The 18,382-nt window shown below is 66.5% G+C and carries 14 protein-coding genes; 2 read left to right on the top strand and 12 right to left on the bottom strand.

All coding sequences use genetic code 11. From position 1 onward, the window contains the following. Positions 1 to 2: 2 nt before the first annotated feature. From U1E69_RS01930 to U1E69_RS01910, 5 genes are all read right to left on the bottom strand, one after another. On the bottom strand, positions 3 to 1,943 hold the full coding sequence (locus U1E69_RS01930; RefSeq protein ID WP_322242368.1) for a caspase family protein: 1,941 nt from the start codon (positions 1,941 to 1,943) through the stop codon (positions 3 to 5). A gap of 248 nt (positions 1,944 to 2,191) precedes the next feature. Beyond that, positions 2,192 to 3,616: a patatin-like phospholipase family protein gene (locus U1E69_RS01925; protein ID WP_322242366.1), complete on the bottom strand. Its 1,425-nt coding sequence runs from the start codon at positions 3,614 to 3,616 to the stop codon at positions 2,192 to 2,194. A gap of 15 nt (positions 3,617 to 3,631) precedes the next feature. Next, entirely contained in the window at positions 3,632 to 4,993 is a 1,362-nt protein-coding gene (locus U1E69_RS01920) for a HAMP domain-containing sensor histidine kinase (protein ID WP_322242365.1), read from the bottom strand. Next, positions 4,990 to 5,673 carry a response regulator transcription factor gene (locus tag U1E69_RS01915; RefSeq protein WP_322242364.1) on the bottom strand — a complete coding sequence of 228 codons (684 nt, stop codon included), beginning with the start codon at positions 5,671 to 5,673 and terminating at the stop codon, positions 4,990 to 4,992. Before U1E69_RS01915 ends, U1E69_RS01920 begins: the two co-directional genes overlap by 4 nt. A 9-nt stretch (positions 5,674 to 5,682) precedes the next feature. Next, positions 5,683 to 6,996, bottom strand: a complete 1,314-nt coding sequence (locus U1E69_RS01910) for a trypsin-like peptidase domain-containing protein (RefSeq protein WP_322242363.1) — start codon at positions 6,994 to 6,996, stop codon at positions 5,683 to 5,685. Positions 6,997 to 7,146: 150 nt separating this feature from the next. Between U1E69_RS01910 and U1E69_RS01905 the strand changes: the two genes are divergently transcribed. Further along, positions 7,147 to 7,764, top strand: a complete 618-nt coding sequence (locus U1E69_RS01905) for a hypothetical protein (protein WP_322242362.1) — start codon at positions 7,147 to 7,149, stop codon at positions 7,762 to 7,764. Next, positions 7,764 to 9,815, top strand: a complete 2,052-nt coding sequence (locus U1E69_RS01900; protein ID WP_322242361.1) for a caspase family protein — start codon at positions 7,764 to 7,766, stop codon at positions 9,813 to 9,815. Before U1E69_RS01905 ends, U1E69_RS01900 begins: the two co-directional genes overlap by 1 nt. A gap of 79 nt (positions 9,816 to 9,894) precedes the next feature. On the opposite strand, the gene U1E69_RS01895 is transcribed toward U1E69_RS01900, so the two are convergent. From U1E69_RS01895 to U1E69_RS01865, 7 genes are all read right to left on the bottom strand, one after another. Further along, positions 9,895 to 11,085 carry an MFS transporter gene (locus tag U1E69_RS01895; RefSeq protein ID WP_322242360.1) on the bottom strand — a complete coding sequence of 397 codons (1,191 nt, stop codon included), beginning with the start codon at positions 11,083 to 11,085 and terminating at the stop codon, positions 9,895 to 9,897. 77 nt (positions 11,086 to 11,162) lie between these two features. Continuing rightward, positions 11,163 to 12,569: an FAD-binding oxidoreductase gene (locus U1E69_RS01890; RefSeq protein ID WP_322242359.1), complete on the bottom strand. Its 1,407-nt coding sequence runs from the start codon at positions 12,567 to 12,569 to the stop codon at positions 11,163 to 11,165. A gap of 1 nt (position 12,570) precedes the next feature. Beyond that, complete coding sequence (locus tag U1E69_RS01885) at positions 12,571 to 13,230, bottom strand: helix-turn-helix domain-containing protein (RefSeq protein ID WP_322242358.1); 660 nt, start codon at positions 13,228 to 13,230, stop codon at positions 12,571 to 12,573. A gap of 72 nt (positions 13,231 to 13,302) precedes the next feature. Continuing rightward, complete coding sequence (locus tag U1E69_RS01880) at positions 13,303 to 13,863, bottom strand: sarcosine oxidase subunit gamma (protein ID WP_322242356.1); 561 nt, start codon at positions 13,861 to 13,863, stop codon at positions 13,303 to 13,305. Beyond that, positions 13,856 to 16,792, bottom strand: a complete 2,937-nt coding sequence (locus tag U1E69_RS01875; RefSeq protein ID WP_322242355.1) for a sarcosine oxidase subunit alpha family protein — start codon at positions 16,790 to 16,792, stop codon at positions 13,856 to 13,858. Before U1E69_RS01875 ends, U1E69_RS01880 begins: the two co-directional genes overlap by 8 nt. After that, positions 16,789 to 17,073 carry a sarcosine oxidase subunit delta gene (locus tag U1E69_RS01870; RefSeq protein ID WP_322242354.1) on the bottom strand — a complete coding sequence of 95 codons (285 nt, stop codon included), beginning with the start codon at positions 17,071 to 17,073 and terminating at the stop codon, positions 16,789 to 16,791. Before U1E69_RS01870 ends, U1E69_RS01875 begins: the two co-directional genes overlap by 4 nt. A 12-nt stretch (positions 17,074 to 17,085) precedes the next feature. After that, positions 17,086 to 18,336, bottom strand: coding sequence for a sarcosine oxidase subunit beta family protein (locus tag U1E69_RS01865; protein WP_322242353.1), 1,251 nt, complete (start codon positions 18,334 to 18,336; stop codon positions 17,086 to 17,088). Positions 18,337 to 18,382: the final 46 nt, after the last annotated feature.

Genomic DNA, 18,382 nt, shown 5'->3' with positions numbered 1-18,382 from the left:
TCCTACGGTGCGGGGGCGGGCGTGGCGGGGGTCAGGCGGATTGTCCTGCGCAGCATGGTCAGCGGTGCGGGTTTGACGCTGAAGCCTCGGGCGGTGGTGTCGGGGTCGAGGCGGGTCTCCAGCCATGCGGTCATCGGATCGGGTGGCGTGGCGCGGGTGGTGTCGGTGCTGGCAAGGCGCGTGAGGTCGACGCGGGGGGCGTCGGGGCTGGCGGGGACGGCGAGAACCCAGATCTCCTCACGGCCCGCGGCACTGTCGGGTTCGATCATCAGGCCGACCTCGGCGCTTTCACCAGGAGCGAGGCGGTTCGACAGGTTCCGCGCGGGCCAGATCGGTTGCACGCGGAAATCGGCGGTGAAGTAGAGGACCGAGACGTCCTGCGCCGTGCCCGAGGTGTTGGTCAGGAAGATCATGATCCTGTCGCAGGGGGCCACGTTCATGTCGGCGTGAAATGGGGTGACAGGACCAGTGGTGTCGCAGTCGCCCTTGCCGGGACGAAGGACGATCCTTGCGTCGAGCGGAGCCTTGCCGGTCAGGCTTCGCCCCGTGGCCCCGGAAAGGACGGCGCGCAGGCGAAGACCGTGGGCTGCCTGATCAAGGACGCGCTCTACGGCCTGGGCTTTGGTTTCGCCGGGTTCACGGATGATCCGGGGGGTGGAGCCGGGGCCGGTCGGGTCAAGGACACCGTCGGCCCCAGCAAGTGCGATGGTGTCTTCGGTCAGGATCGGGACCAGGTCGGGGTCTGGACCGGAGAGTGGAAGAGCCTCGGTCCATTGTCGGTAGTTCGTGGGGTCGGCAGGGTCGGCAAGGATCGGGGCGGCCAGCGTCAGGGGGGCGGGTGGCGGGGCAGAGGTCAGTTCGGCCCATTGGGCGGCGGCGGGGGCGCGCGCGGCGAAGCTGGCCTCGCGGGCGGAGATTTTGGTGAGGGTCAGTGTAGCCAGAGGCTCGCCCCCTGCAGGGGTGGCATAGAGGGTGAGTTCAGCGCCCTCGGTCAGGCCATCGAGAAGGCCGGCGGCGAGCTTGCCGTCGGTAAGGGGAAAGCGGTCGGTGGTGGGGCCGGTTCCGAAGACGGCGGCGGAAAGAAGTGGACCCTCGCCGTCGGGCATTTGGCGGGCCGGGCCCTGGATCATGGCATTGGTTGTGGCGGCAAGGACTTGTGCCCAGCTTGCATCGGGCGCGTCGCGCAGGGTTTGTGCAAGCCGCAAGGTGAACTCACCGTGCCAGGTGCCGTCGGGCATCGGATATTCGAAAGAGCGCTGGTCGGACTGGGAGGAGTAGAGAAAGATGAAGTTGCCTTCGAGCGGGGGCGCTGGCGAGCCTGCGACGGAGGTGATGTCGTCGGGGATGCCGAGTTGCGCGTCGTCGATCACCTTGGCGACGCCCTGCCCTCCCACGGCGCGGAAACCGGTGGCGGAGTGACAGGCGTCGATCAGGCCGATCACTTGCACGCCCTTGGACAGGGTGGCTTGCGCCCAGGCCTGGAGGTCGTCGTCAACGAGGGCGTTCTCGACGCTGCCGATGGCCCCCTTCCAGCCGGCGGCGTCGGCGGGCAGGAGAAGCTCGTCATAGCCGCCACCCTCGTCGCCGGAAAGGTCGGGGGCCTGGGCGCCGTGGCCGGAGAAGGTGAAGACGATGGTATCGCCTTTGGCGGAGGCATCGGTGGCGGTTTCGAGAGCGTTCAGGATTTCGTCGCGGGTGGGTTGGCCCGTGGCGGTGCCTTCGGGCAGACCGGTGGCGTCCGAGGCCAGGATGGTGATGTTTGCAGGTGCGACACCGCGGGCGATGAGGGTCTCGGCCATCAGGCGGGCGTCGTTCGACGGGCCTTTCAGATCCGCGTCGAGGGTGAGGTAGTCCGAGACCCCCACCACGACAGCGCGGATCTCGGCCTGGGCCTGGGGGGCCACGAGGGTTGCGACAAGGAAGAGGGCGAGGGGCGCACGCATGGCGGCAGATTACGCCGGACGGGGTTTGGGGCAAGTGGGGTGCGGGCGGGTGAAGGGATTTGTCATGCGGGTGGGTGGGAGCGCACCATCTGCGGGCCCCGCGTGGGTTGGGACGGGTTTCGAATCGAGCGCTGACGCGCAAGTCCTTTGTCTCGCCGCTTTGCGTGAAGAACGCAAAGCGGCTCGGAGGGCCTCCGGCGGGGATATTTGGGCAAGTGTGAAAGGGTGGGTGGAATTCGGGGCGGGGGTCAGTTCAGCGGCGTCACGCGGCGGCCTCCGGCGGCGATGCCGTCTTCGATGCGGGTGTCGACGTCGTTGCCGGTGAGCGAGGCGAGGAAGCCATTGAACTCGGGTGTCAGCCGGGTGGCCTGACGGCCGGCGGCGATGACCATGTCGACTTGTGTTTCAGGGAGTTTCAGGCGGGTGGGCACGGCGTCAAGCTGGTCCCGAAGGTCAGTGGGGAGGGAAGCGAAAGAGGCCTCGCCGACGAAGATCTTGACGTCCTTGCAGTCCCAGCCCTGTGCAGTGCCGCGCAAGCGCCGGACCTCGGCCAAAGGCAGGGCGCAGCGCCAGTCGATGAGTTCGGATTCCCAGAGCCGCAGCTCGCCCCGCATGGAATCGTAGCCAGAGCGGGAGGCGGCGGACATGGCGGAGGTGGCGATGGACATGGCGAGGTTGACGCCCCCGGGCCCGGCGATCTTTTGCGTCCAGTCGTAGTCCTTTTCGACGCCCGCGTTGGCGACAAGAAAGAGCATCCGCTTCAGGTTGACGGCCTCCTCGGCGGTGAGGGGGGCGTAGGGGACCTGGGCGCGGGCGCGTTCGACCGCCAGACCCGTCGTGCCGAAATTGTCGGTGATCCCGCCGTCGAGGAGTTTGACGAACTTCACCTCGGCCGGGTTGGTGTAGCTTTCCAGCGCGCGGGCGTGGGCGCGCATGGCGGCGGTGGCCTCGGGGTTGTAGCGGGCGGCGGTGAGCCAGTCGGGTTCCTGGTAGGTGCATTTGCCCTGGTGGGCCTCCAGCACGATGGGGGTGAAGACCAGGGGATACGCGGCAGAGGCGGCGACGGCTTCGGAGAGTTTGACCTTCGAGAGGTCGGAGCAGAGGGCGTCGAAGGTTTCGGGGGAAAAGAGGAAAGGCGTGTTGTTCGCCATGTCGGTGGCGTTGATCCAGGTCTTGATGCGCGAGCGGCGCAGGTCGGCGAAGGTCGCGCCTTTGAACAGCGTCTCGTCGAGGGTGCGGCCGAAAGTGTCACGGCCGTTGACGCCCCCGGCGATGCCCTTGGCGATGGTCAGGGGGTTAAGGCCCGAGGTGGTCATGTAGGCCTCGGCGTCGGTGGTCAGGAAGGCCTCGCGGAAGCCTTGCATGCCTTGCGGGCCTTTGAGCCCCAGCTGCGCGGCCATCACCGAGCCGCCGGAGACGCCCGAAACAAGGCGGACGCTGTCGAGGAGGCCGTTCGGGCTGCCGGTCTTCGTGGCCTGAAGTTCCTGAAGCATCCCATAGGCGAAGGCCGTGGCGCGCATCCCGCCGCCCGAGAAGGCGAGACCGATGTAAAGATCATCGCCGGGGACCTCGGTGGACAAGGGGGCGTTTTCGCTCTGAAGCGCCAGGTTCTGCGGCTGGTTCCAGGGGGCACAGCCGAAGAGGATCAGAAGGGGGAGAAGGGCGCGGCGCATCGGAGTTCCTGAAGGTCAGTCCGATTGCTGCAGCCTGGGCCAGCGGATTTCAAGCGAGAAACCCTTTTCGGTGGGCGGAAGGGTCAGGCGTGCGCCGTGCCGGGCGGCGATGGCGCGGACAAGGGCGAGGCCGAGGCCGTGACCGGGAGTGGCGCGGTCACGCTCGGCCCGGGTGAAGCGGTCGAAGGCTTCGGGCTTGAGGGTGTCGGGGAGGCCGGGGCCGGTGTCGGCGACGCGCATCAGGATGCGGTCCTGGTCGGGGGTGATCTGGAGGGTGAGGTGGTCGCCGGAGGCGCAGTATTTGATGGCGTTGTCGAGGAGGTTCGACAGGACCTGGGCGATCAGGTTGCGGTCGCCGAGGATTTGCAGGTTCGGGGTAATGTGCGCTTGCGTGCGCAGGCCCTTGTCTTCGGCGAGGGGGTCGTAGAGGTCCCACACCTCGGCGGCCACGGCGGAGAGGTCGACGGGGACAAGGCCGCCACCGCTGCCCTGGTCGGCCTCGGCACGGCTGATGTCGAGGAGGCTGTCGAACATGCGGATGGCCTGGCGCATCTCGGCTTTGAGGTCGGCGGCGAGGTCGGGTTGGCCTTCGATCTTGCTCAGTTTCTGGAGCATCCGGTTGAGGGGGGTGCGCAGTTCGTGGGCGATGGTGTCCGAAAGGCGGTGGGTGGCGCGGTTGAGGTTCTCGATCCGGTCGAGCATGGCGTGGACGTGGGTTTCCAGAAGGCCGAATTCGTCCGGGGTGCGGGGGCCGGGAAGGCGGGCGTCGAGTTGGCCTTCAGCGACCTTGTCGGCGAGGGTGTTGATGCGGTTGATCCGGGTCATCACGCTGCGGGCGGCGAGCCAACCGACGAGCGCGCCCGCGACGAGGAGGGCGCCGAGGAGGGCAAGCATGCCGCGTCTTAGGGCGGCGAGGGTGTCGTCCACGGCCTGCAAGCTGCGGGCGACGAGGAGGGGGAAGCCGCCGGGGAGGGTGCGGGCGACGGCGAGCCAGCGGGTTGCGCCCTCGGTGAAGGTGGTGAGGTTTTCGCTGGTGAAGGTCTCGCCTGCCGGGGCGAGGGTTGCGGGCCAGTCCTTGCGGGTTCCGGCGAGAGTTGTGCCGCCCCGATCCATGAGGAGGAGCATCTCGTCCCCGGTGGCGGCCGTGGCGCGGGTGTCGATCGCTTGGCGGAGCGCGATAATGCGGCGCTGGTCGTAGAGGGCGGCGAGGCCGTTCAGGTCGGCGGTCAGCAGGGTTTGCTGGGCCTGCATAAGCCGGGACTCAACAAGGCGGTATTGCAGGGCCATTGCGGCGAGCGAAAGGAGGGCAACGGCCAGCGCCATCGTCGCCGCGAGGCGCAGGGTGGCCTTTGCGGCGAAGGGTTTGGAAGTGCTCACGCGGGGAAGGGGGCGAAGATGTAGCCCTCGCCCCGTGCGGTCTGGATCGCGGTCGCCCCGGCGTCCTCCAGCTTGCGGCGCAGGCGGCCGACGTGGACGTCGACGACGTTGGTGCCGGGGTCGAAATGGAGGTTCCAGACGTTCTCCAGCAGCTGCATCCGGGTCACGATCTGACCAGCGTTGCGGGCGAAGTAGGTGAGGAGTTCGAATTCCTTCGGGCTGGTAGGCACATGCGTGCGTTTGACGTGGACGGTGCGGGCCTTCAGCCGGATTTCGAGGTCACCGAAGGCGAGGAGGTCGTTGTCGAGGACCTGGATGGTGCCGCGGCGGAGGAGCGCGCGAAGGCGGGCGCGAAGCTCCTCGGGTTCGAAGGGTTTCGGAAGGTAGTCATCGGCGCCTTTCTCCAGCCCCTCGACGCGGTTGGCGGCGCGGCCCAGGGCGGAGAGGATGAGGATGAGGGCGGTGGAGCCACCCGCACGGATGCGGGCTATCGCGTCCACCCCGTCGCCGCCGGGAAGCATGCGGTCAAGGACGATGACGTTGTAAGGCTGCGTGGTGGCGGCTTCGATCCCGGCGGGAAGGGTGTCGCGGTGGTCGGCGGCGCAGCCCAGGGCTTCGGCCTCGGCGCGGATCGCGGCGGCGGTTTCCGGGTCGTCTTCGATGATCAGGATGCGGTCCATCGCGGCCATTCAAAACACCACCACGTCAGGGTCAAGGACATTTGCGCCGCCGACGGGTCGGACGCCTTCGGGCGCGTGCCAGGGGTCGAGGCGGATGTGGCGGGTCGCTCCGCCGGGGGCTTCAAGCAGGAACAGAGCGGGGGCGGTAAGTTCGAAGGTCGAAAGGTCGGGCTGCGTCCCGTTGATCGACAGGATGCGGTCACCTTTTGCCAGCCCCGCGATCAGGGCAGGCGAGTTGTCGGTCAGGGCGGTGACGACCCCTTCCGGGTCCAGCGTCACGCCAAGTTCGGCGAGGGAGTAGGCGGCAACGGTCGTCGGGGCACGGGTGATCTCACGCGTGCGCAAGCCGGTTGGTTCGGACGCGGTGAACTGAAGGGTCAGAGTCAGGGGTTCCCAGGCGCGAAGGATCGAAAGCCTTGCCTGTCCCGCCTCACTGGCGCGTTCGATGGCGAAGGCGAAATCGCCAGGGGCGACCAAGGGGACCTCGTCAGTGGCGACAAGGATGTCTCCGGCCCTTAGACCCGCGGCTTCGGCAAGGCTGCCGGGGGCGACGGTGTCGACCAGAAGGCCTTGGGCGTCAGTGCCAAGGGTTTCCGCGATCTGGCGGTCGACGGGTCTTGCAGTAAGGCCCAGGGTCGGGAACGGCGGCAGGGTTTCGTCAATCAGGCCGGTGACAATGCGGGTCAGCTCGGTCGTGGGGATGGCGTAGGCGATGCCGACGAACATCCGGCTGCCGTCGGCAATGCGGGAGTTCATGCCAAGGATGCGGCCCGCAGCATCGACCAGCGGGCCACCAGACGAGCCGGGGTTCACCGCGGCGTCGTGTTGCAGCATCAGGATCGGCACGGCGACCTCGGTCTGGCGCGCCAGAGCGGAGATGCGGCCCTCGGTCAGGGTGAATTCGATCCCCAGAGGAGCGCCAAGGGCGAAGACTTCGTCGCCAAGCTGCGGGGCGTTGGAGGCGAGGGGGAGGCCTTGTGTGCCCTCAGGGACAGAGAGGACGGCCACGTCGCGGACAGGGTCGCGGGCGATGACAAGGGCCGGGATCTCGGTGCCGTGGCGGTCGATCAGACGAACCTCGTCGGCCTCGCCCACCACATGCGCGTTGGTCACGGCGACAGTGCCGTCGTGCCAAAGGAAGGCGGACCCCAGGAAGCGGTCCTCGGCATCGTTGCTTCGCACGGTGAAGACCTTGTCCATCGCGTCATCAAGCGGCGAGGCGCTGACGGGCTGGATCAGGGCGACCAGCGCCAGGACCAGAAGGGCGGCCAGCGCCTCGATATAATGGAGCGGTCTTTGCCGCTTTTCCGACTTTGCCTGCATGATGGAAACCTTTGTCTGCCTCGATGCGGTCTTGCTACCGGGGCGGTGACGACGGGTCCCGTGACAAAACCCGTCATCTGGAATTCCTGCATTTACAGGCGGGAAACCGCGGCCCATCTTCGGCGCACCAAAAGCCGGAAGAGTATTCTCATGCGCCGCTTTCTTGCTGTCTGTGTCATCTCGCTTGCCCTGCCCGCCTGGGCCGATGGGCCATCGCCGGTGAAAGTGGCCGAGCTGTCGGCCCGCGCCTATGCGGCGGGGATGGCGGCGGGCGATCCCTTGCTGGTGCTGTCTGCGGCAAAGCTGCGCAAGGGGATGGCCCCGGTGGCGGGGGACCGGTTGGCCCTGGGCGCCACGCCGGGTCAGGGCGCGCCGCTGGGGTGGGAGGAGATGCTGGCCTCGGCTGCACAGTTGGCCGAAGGAGACGAGGCGGTGCTGGGCCTGATCGAGGATGCAAGGGTCGAGACGACGAAGGGTGTCGCTTCGGGTCCGGTCTACAACATCGGCAGCTTGGGCAACGGCAAGGGCGACACCTATCCGCCGATCGAATTCCGGGGCGGGGAATATGCCGAGGTCTATGTGGAGGCGAAGGCGGCGGCCAACCTGAACCTGCGGATCTATGACGACAAGGGGCGGCTCGTCTGTTCGGACACCGACATCAGCCACATTGCCTATTGCGGCTGGACCCCCGCCAATGCCGGGACTTTCACGCTTGAGGTCGAGAACAAGGGCCCCTCGGCGGCCGATTACGCGCTGATGACGAACTGATGAAATCCCTTTTCACCATTGCCCTTTGCCTGGCCGCCCTGCCCGCCTTGGCGCGCGAGAACCATGCCCTTCTGATCGGCGCCAATTCCTATCCAAGCCTGGAGGAACGCTGGTGGCTGAAAGGCCCGGCGAATGATGTCCAGCTGGTCGCGACCTATCTGACCACCCAGGCTCCGGTACCGTTTGCGGCCGGGAACGTGACAGTGCTTTCGGACGGGGTGCCCGGATCGACCGCCCCGACGCTGGCCGCGATCCGGGCAGCGTTTGCCGAACTGACGACCGAGGTCGGGCCGGGGGATTTCGTCTACCTGCACTTCTCGGGGCACGGCACGCAGGCCCCGGCACTGGACGCCTCGACCGAGCTGGACGGGCTGGACGAGCTGTTCCTGCCGGTGGACATCGGGCCCTGGTCGGACCAGATCGGGGCGGTCGAGAACGCTCTGGTCGATGACGAGATCGGGGCGCTGATCGACGGGCTGCGCGCCAAGGGCGCCAATGTCTGGGCGGTGTTTGACTCGTGTCATTCGGGAACCGCGACGCGGGCGGTCGAGTCGGGGGATGAGGTGCGGCTGCGGCAACTGCCTCCGGAGGCGTTGGGAATCGACTTGGATTCCGTCGAGGTATCGCGGTCCGTCGATCCGCGCGCGACGGAGGCTCCGTTCGATGGCGGCGCGGGCGAGGGGTCTTTCGTGGCCTTCTTCGCGGCCCAGACCAACGAGGTGACGCCCGAAAAGAACCTGCCGAAGGGCAAGCCGGGGCGGAAGCCGCAGGGCGTGTTCACCTGGACGCTGATGGAGACGCTGGCGGAATATCCCAATGCGACCTACGGGCAGATCGGGCAAGAGGTGCTGCGGCGCTATGCGGTAAAGAACCTGGCGAAGTCGACGCCCCTTTTCGAGGGCGATCTGGATCAGGTGGTGTTTGGCGGCGCGGGCGGCGCCCGGGTCTCGCAGTGGCAGGCCGAGGTGACGGACGCGGGGTTCACGATCCCGGCGGGGACGCTGCATGGATTGTCGGAAGGCGCAGTGCTGGCCGTGATGGAATCAGCGGCGGCGGCAGATGCCGACGCGCTTGGGTTCGTCGAACTCACCTCGGTCGAGACGTTTGCCTCGACCGCGCGATCGGTAGAGAAGGACGGGAAGGTCTTGCCCGCCGAATTGCCGAAAGGCATGGTGCTGCGCAAGCTGGACGAGGCGCTGGATTTCACCTTGACGGTGGCACTGCCTGCGGCGGGCACGGCTCCGGCGGATGCGTTGCTTGCGACGCTCGGGAAGTTGGAGGAGGCCTCTGGCCCTCGGTTGAGGTTCGTCGCCCTGGATCAGGAGGCGGATTTGCGGCTGGCGGTGCTGCCCGACAGCCCGCGTCCGGATGCGATCTGGGTGCTGCCTTCGACCGGCTTGGCCGAGGACTGGGGGGCGACGCCCTCGGTGACCACTGGCGACAAGGATGGGGCGGAACTGGCGGCGGTACTGGCGGATACGCTGACGACGATGGCGCGGGCGCAGAACCTGCTGAAGCTGGCGGGGGCGGTGGGCGCGTCGAACCCCGATGTCGCGGTCGAGCTTCTGACCCGCACGCCCGAGGACCGGACGCTGCGCCCCCTGCCCTTTGCCCCGGTGCCGACCTTGCTGCCCGACGACGAGGTGCATGTGCTGGCAAAGAACAATGGCGACGGGCCGGTGGACGTGAACGTGCTGTATATCGGCGCGGACTGGTCGATCAGCCACTGGTTCTCGGGCCGGTTGCAGCCGGGGGATGAATTGAAGAAGGGTCTGTTCAAGATCTCGGCGGATGTCTTGGGGCAGGAACGGATGCTGGTCGTTGTGACCCCCGCCCGCCCGCAAAGCCCGGTCGAGGACCTGAGTTACCTGGCGCAGGACGCGCTGGACACGACGCGGGCGGTGGGCGGGACAGCCTTTGGCGAGGCACTGGCCGAGGCGGGGTTCGGGCAGACCACGCGGGGGGCGGTGGCGCTGACGGATGAGGCGGACGAGGCCGGGCCGGGGCCTGCGATCCTGTCGCTGGAACTGCGGACGGTTGCGGCGGAGTGAGTCCTTCAACCCAATGATTTCGCGCCCATTGCTGCGCAGCATTTCTGCAGCATTGCTGCGTGATTGCTGCGCAGAAAACCTAGCGCCGGTCGGCGACCCAAAGGGCGGCAGCCCCGATCAGCGAGGCCGCGACACCCAGCAGCGCCACGGTGCCATAGCCCGCCAGCGAGGTTCCGATGGCAAAGCAGGCGGCGGCGATGACGTCCCCCGCCAGCCGTTGCACCGCCATCAGCGAGGCCCCTGCCCCGGGCCGGTCGGCCAGCAGGTCCTGCAGATAGGCGATCGGGATCGTCAGGGTCACCGCGCCTCCGATTGCGGCCGGAACCACGAGAATCCAGACCAGAGGAGAGCCTGCGAGCACGGGCAGAAGGGCGACATGGATGCCGTAAAGGGCAGCGCCAACGAAGATCAGCCGGGTGCGCGGGATGCCACGGGTAAGGTTGGGCAGAAAGAGCATGAACGGAACCTCCAACCCCGCGACAAGGCCGACGTACAGGGCGACATCGGCGGTGCTGCGGGCAACCTCGGGAATCATGACCAGCGAGATGATCGCCATGTAGACGGTAGAGGCCCCGGTGACCGCTCCAAGCGCCACGACGCGGGCGGCGATGGGCAGGCGGCCCATCTCGGCCAGGGCGGCGCGGAATGACAGGCCCGAGGGGCGGTCGTCCCAGGCTGTGCTGCCGTCGGCGGGCCAGAGGCGGAGGACGGCCGCAAGCATGGCGGCAGAGAGGAGAAGCGCGACGGGAAAGATCAGAGTAACCGAGGCCCCGGCGGCAAAAGCCAGGGACCAAAGCGGCAGGACCAAGACGAAGGGCGCGGCGAAAAGGGCCCGGATCACCGCCATGATGCCGTCGCGCTGGTCGGGGGGGTAAGGGGTAGCGGCAAGGCGGGCCAGGGCGAAGACCTGACCGAAGGTGATGCTGCTGACCGGGATAAGAAGGGCCGCGGCAAGGGCAAAGACCCAGGGACCGGGGCTCAGGGTCATCAGGCCGGTGCCAAGGATCAGGGACAGGACGGCCAGCAGGGTGACCTTGCGGCGGTTGGCGGTCTGGTCGGCCCGGATGCCTCCGATCACCGAGGCAGAGACCGAGACGAGCGAGGAGAGCGCCAGCAACACCGCATAGCCCGTGTCACCGAACCCGTAACTGTTGACGGCCAGGGTCGAGAAATAGGGGCCGAAGGAACAGACCACAGCACCTTGCAGGGCCATGACAAGGCCTGCGGCGCGCAAGGCCGGGTCGGTCAGGCAAAGGCGGATGGCGGACATGGGCCTTGGCTATCCCGTGGACTGCAGGGCCGCAAGGTGGGACGGCAGTGCCACGCGTCGCAAATTCCGATGGCGCGTCAGGCCGGGATGACCTTGCCGGGATTCATGATGTTCTGCGGGTCAAGCGCCTGTTTCAGCGTCCGCATCACGTCCAGGGCCACCGGGTCCTTGCGGCGCGACATGGAGGGAAGCTTCGACAGCCCCACCCCATGTTCGGCCGAGAAACTGCCACCCATATCGGCGACGACATCCTCGATGGCTTCAAGGACCTGGTCCTTGAGCTGTTTGTCGTCTCGCGTCGGGTAGGCGGTGAAGTGCAGGTTGCCATCGCCCAGGTGTGCCACAGTGATAGTGCGCGCACCCGGATCGAGCGCTTCAAGGCGTTGGATGGCCCGGGTCAGGAAAGTCTCGACGCGGTCCAGCGGCAGGCAGACGTCGGTGTCGACCTCGGGGTGAAGGCCGACGCCGATCTCGGCCGCCGCCTCGCGCCGCGCCCACATGGCCCGGCGCTGCTGTTCGTTGCGGGCCAGGATCGCGTCGGTGACAAGGCCAGCCTCCATCATCTGGGTCAGGATCAGTTCCAGCGTGGCGACAAGGGGGATATCGCCGTTGGCATCGGGGGTGGCCTCGGAGGGGACGGTGGTGGCGGCCTCGATCAGGATCGTGACTTCGGGGATGTGGTCGAAGGGCAGGCCAAGATCAGGGCGGGCGCCGCGCAGGCGTTCGCTGAAGGTGCGGGGCATGAATTCGAAAGCCTCGACGCGATTGCCGGTGGCTTCCTGCATGCGGTTGAGAACGGCAAGCGCATCTGGCAGCGAGCGGGCAGCGAGAGTAGCGGTAGCATGAGCCTTCGGCGCAGGAACCAGCTTCATCACCGCGGCAGTAATGATGCCAAGCGTGCCCTCGGCCCCTATGAAAAGGCTTTTCAGATCGTAGCCGGAGTTATCTTTGTGAAGTTCCGACATAAGGTTCAGGATGCGGCCATCGGCCAGAACAACTTCCAGCCCCAGACATAGCCCACGGGTGGACCCGTAGCGCAGGACGTTGGACCCGCCCGCATTGGTGGACAGGACACCCCCCAGCATCGCCGAACCCCTCGCGCCGAACCAGAGCGGGAAGTAAAGGCCCTGCGCCTCGGCCGCGTCATGCAGCCGGGTCAGGATCACCCCGGCCTCGGCGATCACCAGCTTGGCGTCGCGCTTGACCTCGCGGACGCGGTTCAGGCGTTCCAGTGACAGCATCAGCCCGCCGCGAGTCATGGTGCCGCCGACAAGCCCGGTATTGCCCGAAATCGGGATGACGGGCAGGCCATGCTGCGCAGCAATGCGGACGCAGGCCGCGACTTCGGCGGTCGATCCGGGGCGGGCAACAGCGACAGGTTGGCCTTCGTAGCGCCCCATCCAGTCGCGGGAATAGCGGGTCATGTCGGGGCCGGTCAGGACATGGGCAGACCCGATGGCGGCGGCAAGGTCGGCGGTCAGCATGTCAGCCCTGCGGATAGGCGATCACCGACAGATAGCGCGCTGGCAGCCTGACCAGCGTCTCTGGCCCGTGCGGAGAGTCGGCGTCGAAGAACAGGCTGTCGCCGGGTTTGAGCGGGTAGACTTGGTCGCCGTGGCGGTAGTCGACCTCACCTTCCAGCATGTAGAGAAGCTCTAGGCCCTCGTGCTGGAAGGCGGGGAAGGTGTCGGATTCTGTGGTCAGGGTGATGATGTAGGGTTCGACCACCACGCCGGAGTTGTTCGACCCGATATGTCCCAGCAGGTTGTACTGATGGCCCGCCCGGGTGCCGCGGCGTTCGATCTCGACGTGTTCACCAGCCTTCACATGCTGCGCCTCACGCCGTTCCTCATAGCTTTTGAAGAAGGCCGTCACCGGGACGGAAAAGGCGTGGCTCAACACCTGCAGCGTGGTCAGCGAGGGCGAGGTGTTGCCGTTTTCGATCTTCGACAGCATCCCGATGGACAGACCGGTGACATTGGCCAAGTCGGCCACAGTCATTCCTTGCTGGCGGCGGAAGTTTCGCACCTCGCGCCCGATGGCGGCTTCAAGGTTGCGTTCAGTGATCTCGCGGACGCGATGCGGGTCCTGATCAAAGGCAGGTTTGCCGCGTGGCAGCGAGGGGATGGCGTCTCCGTCAGACATGGGCAAAATCCCGGGTGAAACCAATACTTACGATTTCACTACCGGGAAACACGTCCTGTATCAAGATAATCCCTAAAGCACGGACGCCGCAGTGGTCTCAAGCGCGTGCAGCAGGCTTTCGGCCGAGGAGCGGGGGCCATAGACCCGCGCCGTGCCTGGGCCGTGTTTCACCAGGTAGACGCCCAGATGCTCCATCACGGTGCGGGTCGCGTAGCCATTTGGCACAGAACGGAAATCGACGTTGCAAAGGCGTTCCAGGATCAGCGCAACATCAGGTGCCGCCAGGTCGAAGGCGACCCAGGCGTCAGTCTGTTCGGTGATGCTGGCCCCGTCCCCAAGGTCTGCCTTCAGAAGGTCGGCAATCAGTTCGTGCGAGGCGAAGGGAGCCTCGACGAACCACATCTCGGGGGCAACCCAGAAGGCGCTGTAGGGCGTGCCCGGCTGGTGCGTGGCCGGGCCGGGAAGCGGGACGCCTGCGGCCTGCGCGGCCTTTGCAACGTCAGCCATCCGGCCCTTGCGGGCGGCGACCGAGGCGAGGGCGACGTCCATGCGTTCGCTGATCGTCAGCGGTCCGTGGGTGACGGTCGTGGGTTCCCGCCGCCCAAGCGCGGTCATTGCCATGAGACTAGCCACGGAGACGTTCTCCTTCCGGGTCGAACATGTGGGGCGAGATGATCTCGACCTCGGTATCAAGGCCCGCGAGCAGGTTCACGATCCGCATCCGTTGGCCGATCTTGGTGTCGCCCGCCTTGAGGTAGCCCAAGGCAATGTCGCAGCCAAGGTGCGGCGAATAGACCTTCGAGGTCAGCCAGCCGCCATCGTTCGCCGCAACGGGGGCCGCGCCTTTTTCCAGGAAATGGCTGCCTGCGGTCAGTTTGGCCTGCGGGTCGACCGGTTTGACGCCGACAAGGCGGTAGCCGTTTTCATCGGTCATGCCCTCGCGTTGGGACAGGATCATGCCGATGGAGTCCTTCTTCTTCGACACCATCTTGCCCAGGCCCATGTTCAGCGCGGTGGACTGCCCGTTGAGTTCCCCCCCAGCAACGTGGCCTTTTTCGATCCGCATGACGCCCAGGGCTTCGGTGCCGTAAACGATGGGGTCGTATTCCGCGCCCTTGGCCAGCATCTCGCGCAGGAGGGCGTCGCCATAGCGGGTGGGGACGGCGATTTCGTAGGCGAGTTCACCGGAGAAGCTGATCCGGAAGAGGCGTGCCCGCAGGCCGCCAACGGTGATGTTTGCGGCCCCCATGTAGGGAAAAGCGGCGTCAGAGATGTCCTGGTCGACGATTTTTGCGAGGAGATTCCGCGCGTTGGGACCCGCGACCGAGAACTGCGCCCAGGCCTCGGTGGTGGAGATGAGTTGGACGTCCATATCCGGCCAGAGAACCTGACGGCAGAATTCGAGGTGGCGGAAGACGGTCACGGCGTTGGCCGTGGTGGTGGTCATGACGTATTCGTTCTGCCCCATCCTTGCCGTGGTGCCGTCGTCGAAGACGATGCCATCCTCGCGCAACATCAGGCCGTAGCGGCACTTGCCGACGGCGAGGGTGGAGAAGGTGTTGGCGTAGACTTTGTCCAGGAAAGCGCCAGCGTCGGTGCCCTGAATGTCGATCTTGCCCAGCGTGGTCACGTCGCAGATGCCGACGGATTTTCTAGTGGCGAGGACCTCACGGTCGACCGACTGCCGCCATTCGGTTTCGCCTGATTTCGGGACCCATTGGGTGCGCAGCCAGTTGCCGACCTCGACAAAGATCGCGCCCTGTTCCTTGGCCCAGTGGTGGCTGGGGGTCAGGCGGAAGGGTTTGAACTCCTTGCCTCTTGACCGGCCGGCAAGGGTGCCCATTGCGACAGGGGTGTAGGGCGGGCGGTAGATCGTGGTGCCGGTTTCGGGGATGGAACGGCCGGTAAGTTCGGCCATGACGGCCAGGCCGATGACGTTGCCGGTCTTGCCCTGATCGGTCGCCATACCCAACGTGGTGTAGCGCTTCAGGTGCTCGACGGAGGTGAAGTTCTCCTGCTTGGCCAGCTTGATGTCCTTGACCGTGACGTCGTTCTGCTGGTCGATCCAGGCGCGGCCCTTGCCGTGGGCGACGTGCCAGAGGGGGGTGATCCTGGTCGGCGCGTCCTCTGCCTGCGGCAGGTCGAGGGCGGTGGTGAGGTCGAAGGCGGCGATGGCGGCGTCGCGGCCTGTTTTCAGGGCGCTATGGGTGGACATCTGGCCTGCGGCGGAACCCGCGACCAGAAGTCCGGTGGGGCCGTCCTTGCCGGGGACAAACGCCGCGATGCTGGAGTCATAGACCGGGCGGGAGCGGTGATGTGAGTGGATATTCACATTCGGGTTCCAGCCGCCGGAGACTCCCAGCGCGTCCACGGCGATGGTTTCCGAACGACCGTTCGCTTGACGGATGGTGATCGACGTCAGACCCAGCTTGCCCGAGGTGTCGATGACCCCAGCCCCCTGCAAATGGCGGATGCCGGGGAGGAGGTCGCCGCCTGCACGGCTGTCGATGACGGCGACCACGTCGACGCCCTTGGCCTTCAGGTCCTGCGCGGTGCGGATGCCGTCGTCGTTGTTGGTGAAGACCGCGATGCGCTCACCGACCTTGACTCCCCAGCGGTTGGCGTAGGCGCGGAGGGCTCCGGCCAGCATGATGCCGGGGCGGTCGTTGTTTTCGAACGCGATGGGGCGTTCGGTGGCACCTCCGGCGAGGATCGCCTTGCCGGTGTAGATGCGCCAGAGGATCTGGCGTGGCTTGCCCTTAGCAGGGGTGGGGAGGTGGTCGGAGACGCGTTCGACTGCAGAGTAGATGCCGTGGTCGAAGGCCCCGACGACCGTCGTGCGGGTCATCAGTCGGACGTTGGGCATTGAGGCCAGTTCGGCGACGGTGGCCGCTGCCCAGTCTGCGCCTGGGGTGTCGCCGACCGCGAACGTCTCGGCGTTCAGGCGGCCACCCATGCGGAAATCTTCGTCGGCGAGGATCACGCGTTTGCCTGCGCGACCGGCGGTCAATGCGGCCATCAAGCCGGTGGGACCGGCCCCGATGACGAGGAGATCGCAGTGCAGGAAGCCCTTGTCGTATTCGTCCGGGTCCTCCTCCCGCGTGACGGAGCCGAGGCCCGCAGCGCGGCGGATGATCGGCTCATAAAGCTTTTCCCAGAAGGACTTGGGCCACATGAAGGTCTTGTAGTAGAACCCGGCCGCGAAGAAGGTGGAGAGCTTGTCATTGATCCCCATCGCGTCGAAACGGAGGGAGGGCCAGCGGTTCTGGCTGTTGGCCGTGAGGCCCTCGTAAAGCTCTGCCACCGTGGCGCGGGTGTTCGGCTCCTGCCTGCCGCCGGTGCGGAGTTCGACGATGGCGTTCGGCTCTTCGGAACCAGAGGAGATCGGGCCGCGCGGGCGGTGATACTTGAAGCTGCGGCCCATCAGCCGGACGCCGTTGGCGAGGAGGGCGGAGGCCAAAGTGTCGCCGGGATGGCCCTGGTAGGGGATGCCGTCGAAGGTGAAGCGGAGGGTCTTCGTGCGGTCGATCTGGCCGCCCGTGATGCGGTGCGATTGGGTCATTTGCTGCGCCCCCGTTCGCGGGCCACATCGCGGGCGAGTTCGACCGATGTGATCTCGTGCGTCACGGTGTTGCGGGTCACGACCAGCCAGGAGCGGTCGCCCTGTTCGTGATACCACAGCTCTTTGTGTTCGCCCGCTGGGTTGGTGCGGTTGTAGAGGTAGTCGTGGAAGACCTCGACCCCGGCGGTCATGCCGTCGGGCCGGTCGATGAGGGAGGCGTCGCCGAGATAGACGAATTCCTGCGCGTCGCGGGGGCCGAGGATCGGATGGTGAATGATCATTCGTATTCGCCTTCAGTGCAGGTTCGGCTGGGCGCCCTGGCCCTTTTCGTCGATCATCAGCCCCTTGAGGAACCGGTCGAAACGGTAGGCCGTGGCGGTCTTGTGGGGTTCGTCCTTCGCCAGGAGATGCGCGAAGGCCCAGCCCGAGGCCGGGGTGGCCTTGAACCCGCCATAGCACCAGCCGCCGTTGAAATAGAGGCCCTCGACATGGGTCTTGTCGATGATCGGCGAGCCATCCATCGACATGTCCATGATCCCGCCCCAGCTGCGCAAAAGCCGCACGCGCCCGATGGCGGGCATCAGGGCCATGCCGCCCTCGGCCACATCCTCGATCACCGGCAGGTTGCCGCGTTGGGCGTAAGAGTTGTAACCGTCGATGTCGCCCCCGAACACAAGGCCGCCCTTGTCGGACTGGGAGACATAGAAGTGCCCCGCCCCGAAGGTCATCACGCCGTCGATCAGGGGCTTCAGGCCTTCGGAAACAAAGGCTTGCAACACGTGGGATTCGATCGGCAGGCGCATTCCGGCATGGGCCATGACCTTGGAGGAGGACCCGGCGACCGCCACGCCGACCTTCTTGGCACCGATGAAGCCTCGGGTGGTTTCGACCCCCCGGATGCGGCCATTCTCGATCCGCATGCCGGTGACTTCGCAGTTCTGGATCAGGTCCACGCCGCGCTGGTCAGCCCCGCGCGCATAGCCCCAGGCCACGGCGTCATGGCGCACCGTGCCGCCGCGCGGCTGCATCAGGGCGCCCTTGATCGGGAAGCGAGCGTTGTCGAAGTTGAGCCAGGGATACATCTGGCGCACGTCGTCGCGGGACAGAAGCCGGGCATCCGCGCCGTGCATCATCATCGCATTGCCGCGCCGGGTGGCGGCGTCGCGTTGCGCATCGGTGTGGATCAGGTTGATGATCCCGCGCTGCGAAACCATCGCGTTGTAGTTGAAGTCCTGCTCCAGCCCCTCCCACAGCTTCAGCGAGAATTCGTAGAACGGCTCGTTCCCATCGAGAAGGTAGTTGGACCGGATGATCGTGGTGTTCCGGCCCACGTTGCCGCCGCCAAGGTAGCCCTTTTCCAAGACCGCGATGCGGGCCTGGCCGAATTCCTTGGCAAGGTAGTAGGCGGTCGCCAACCCGTGGCCGCCGCCACCGATGATGATGTAGTCGTAGTCAGCTTGCGGGGTGGGGTCGCGCCAGACGGGTTTCCAGCCTTTGTGGCCGGTCAGTGCCTCGGCGATAACGCGAAATCCGGAATAGCGCACGGTGGTCTCTCCTGCTTACCTCCGGTTTTAGGCCGGTCTGGCCGCA

The sequence above is a fragment of the Tabrizicola sp. genome (assembly GCF_034366665.1).
Taxonomy (GTDB): Bacteria; Pseudomonadota; Alphaproteobacteria; order Rhodobacterales; family Rhodobacteraceae; genus Tabrizicola.
Note: the sequence above shows the minus strand (reverse complement) of the source record. Positions and strands in the feature narration are given on the sequence as shown.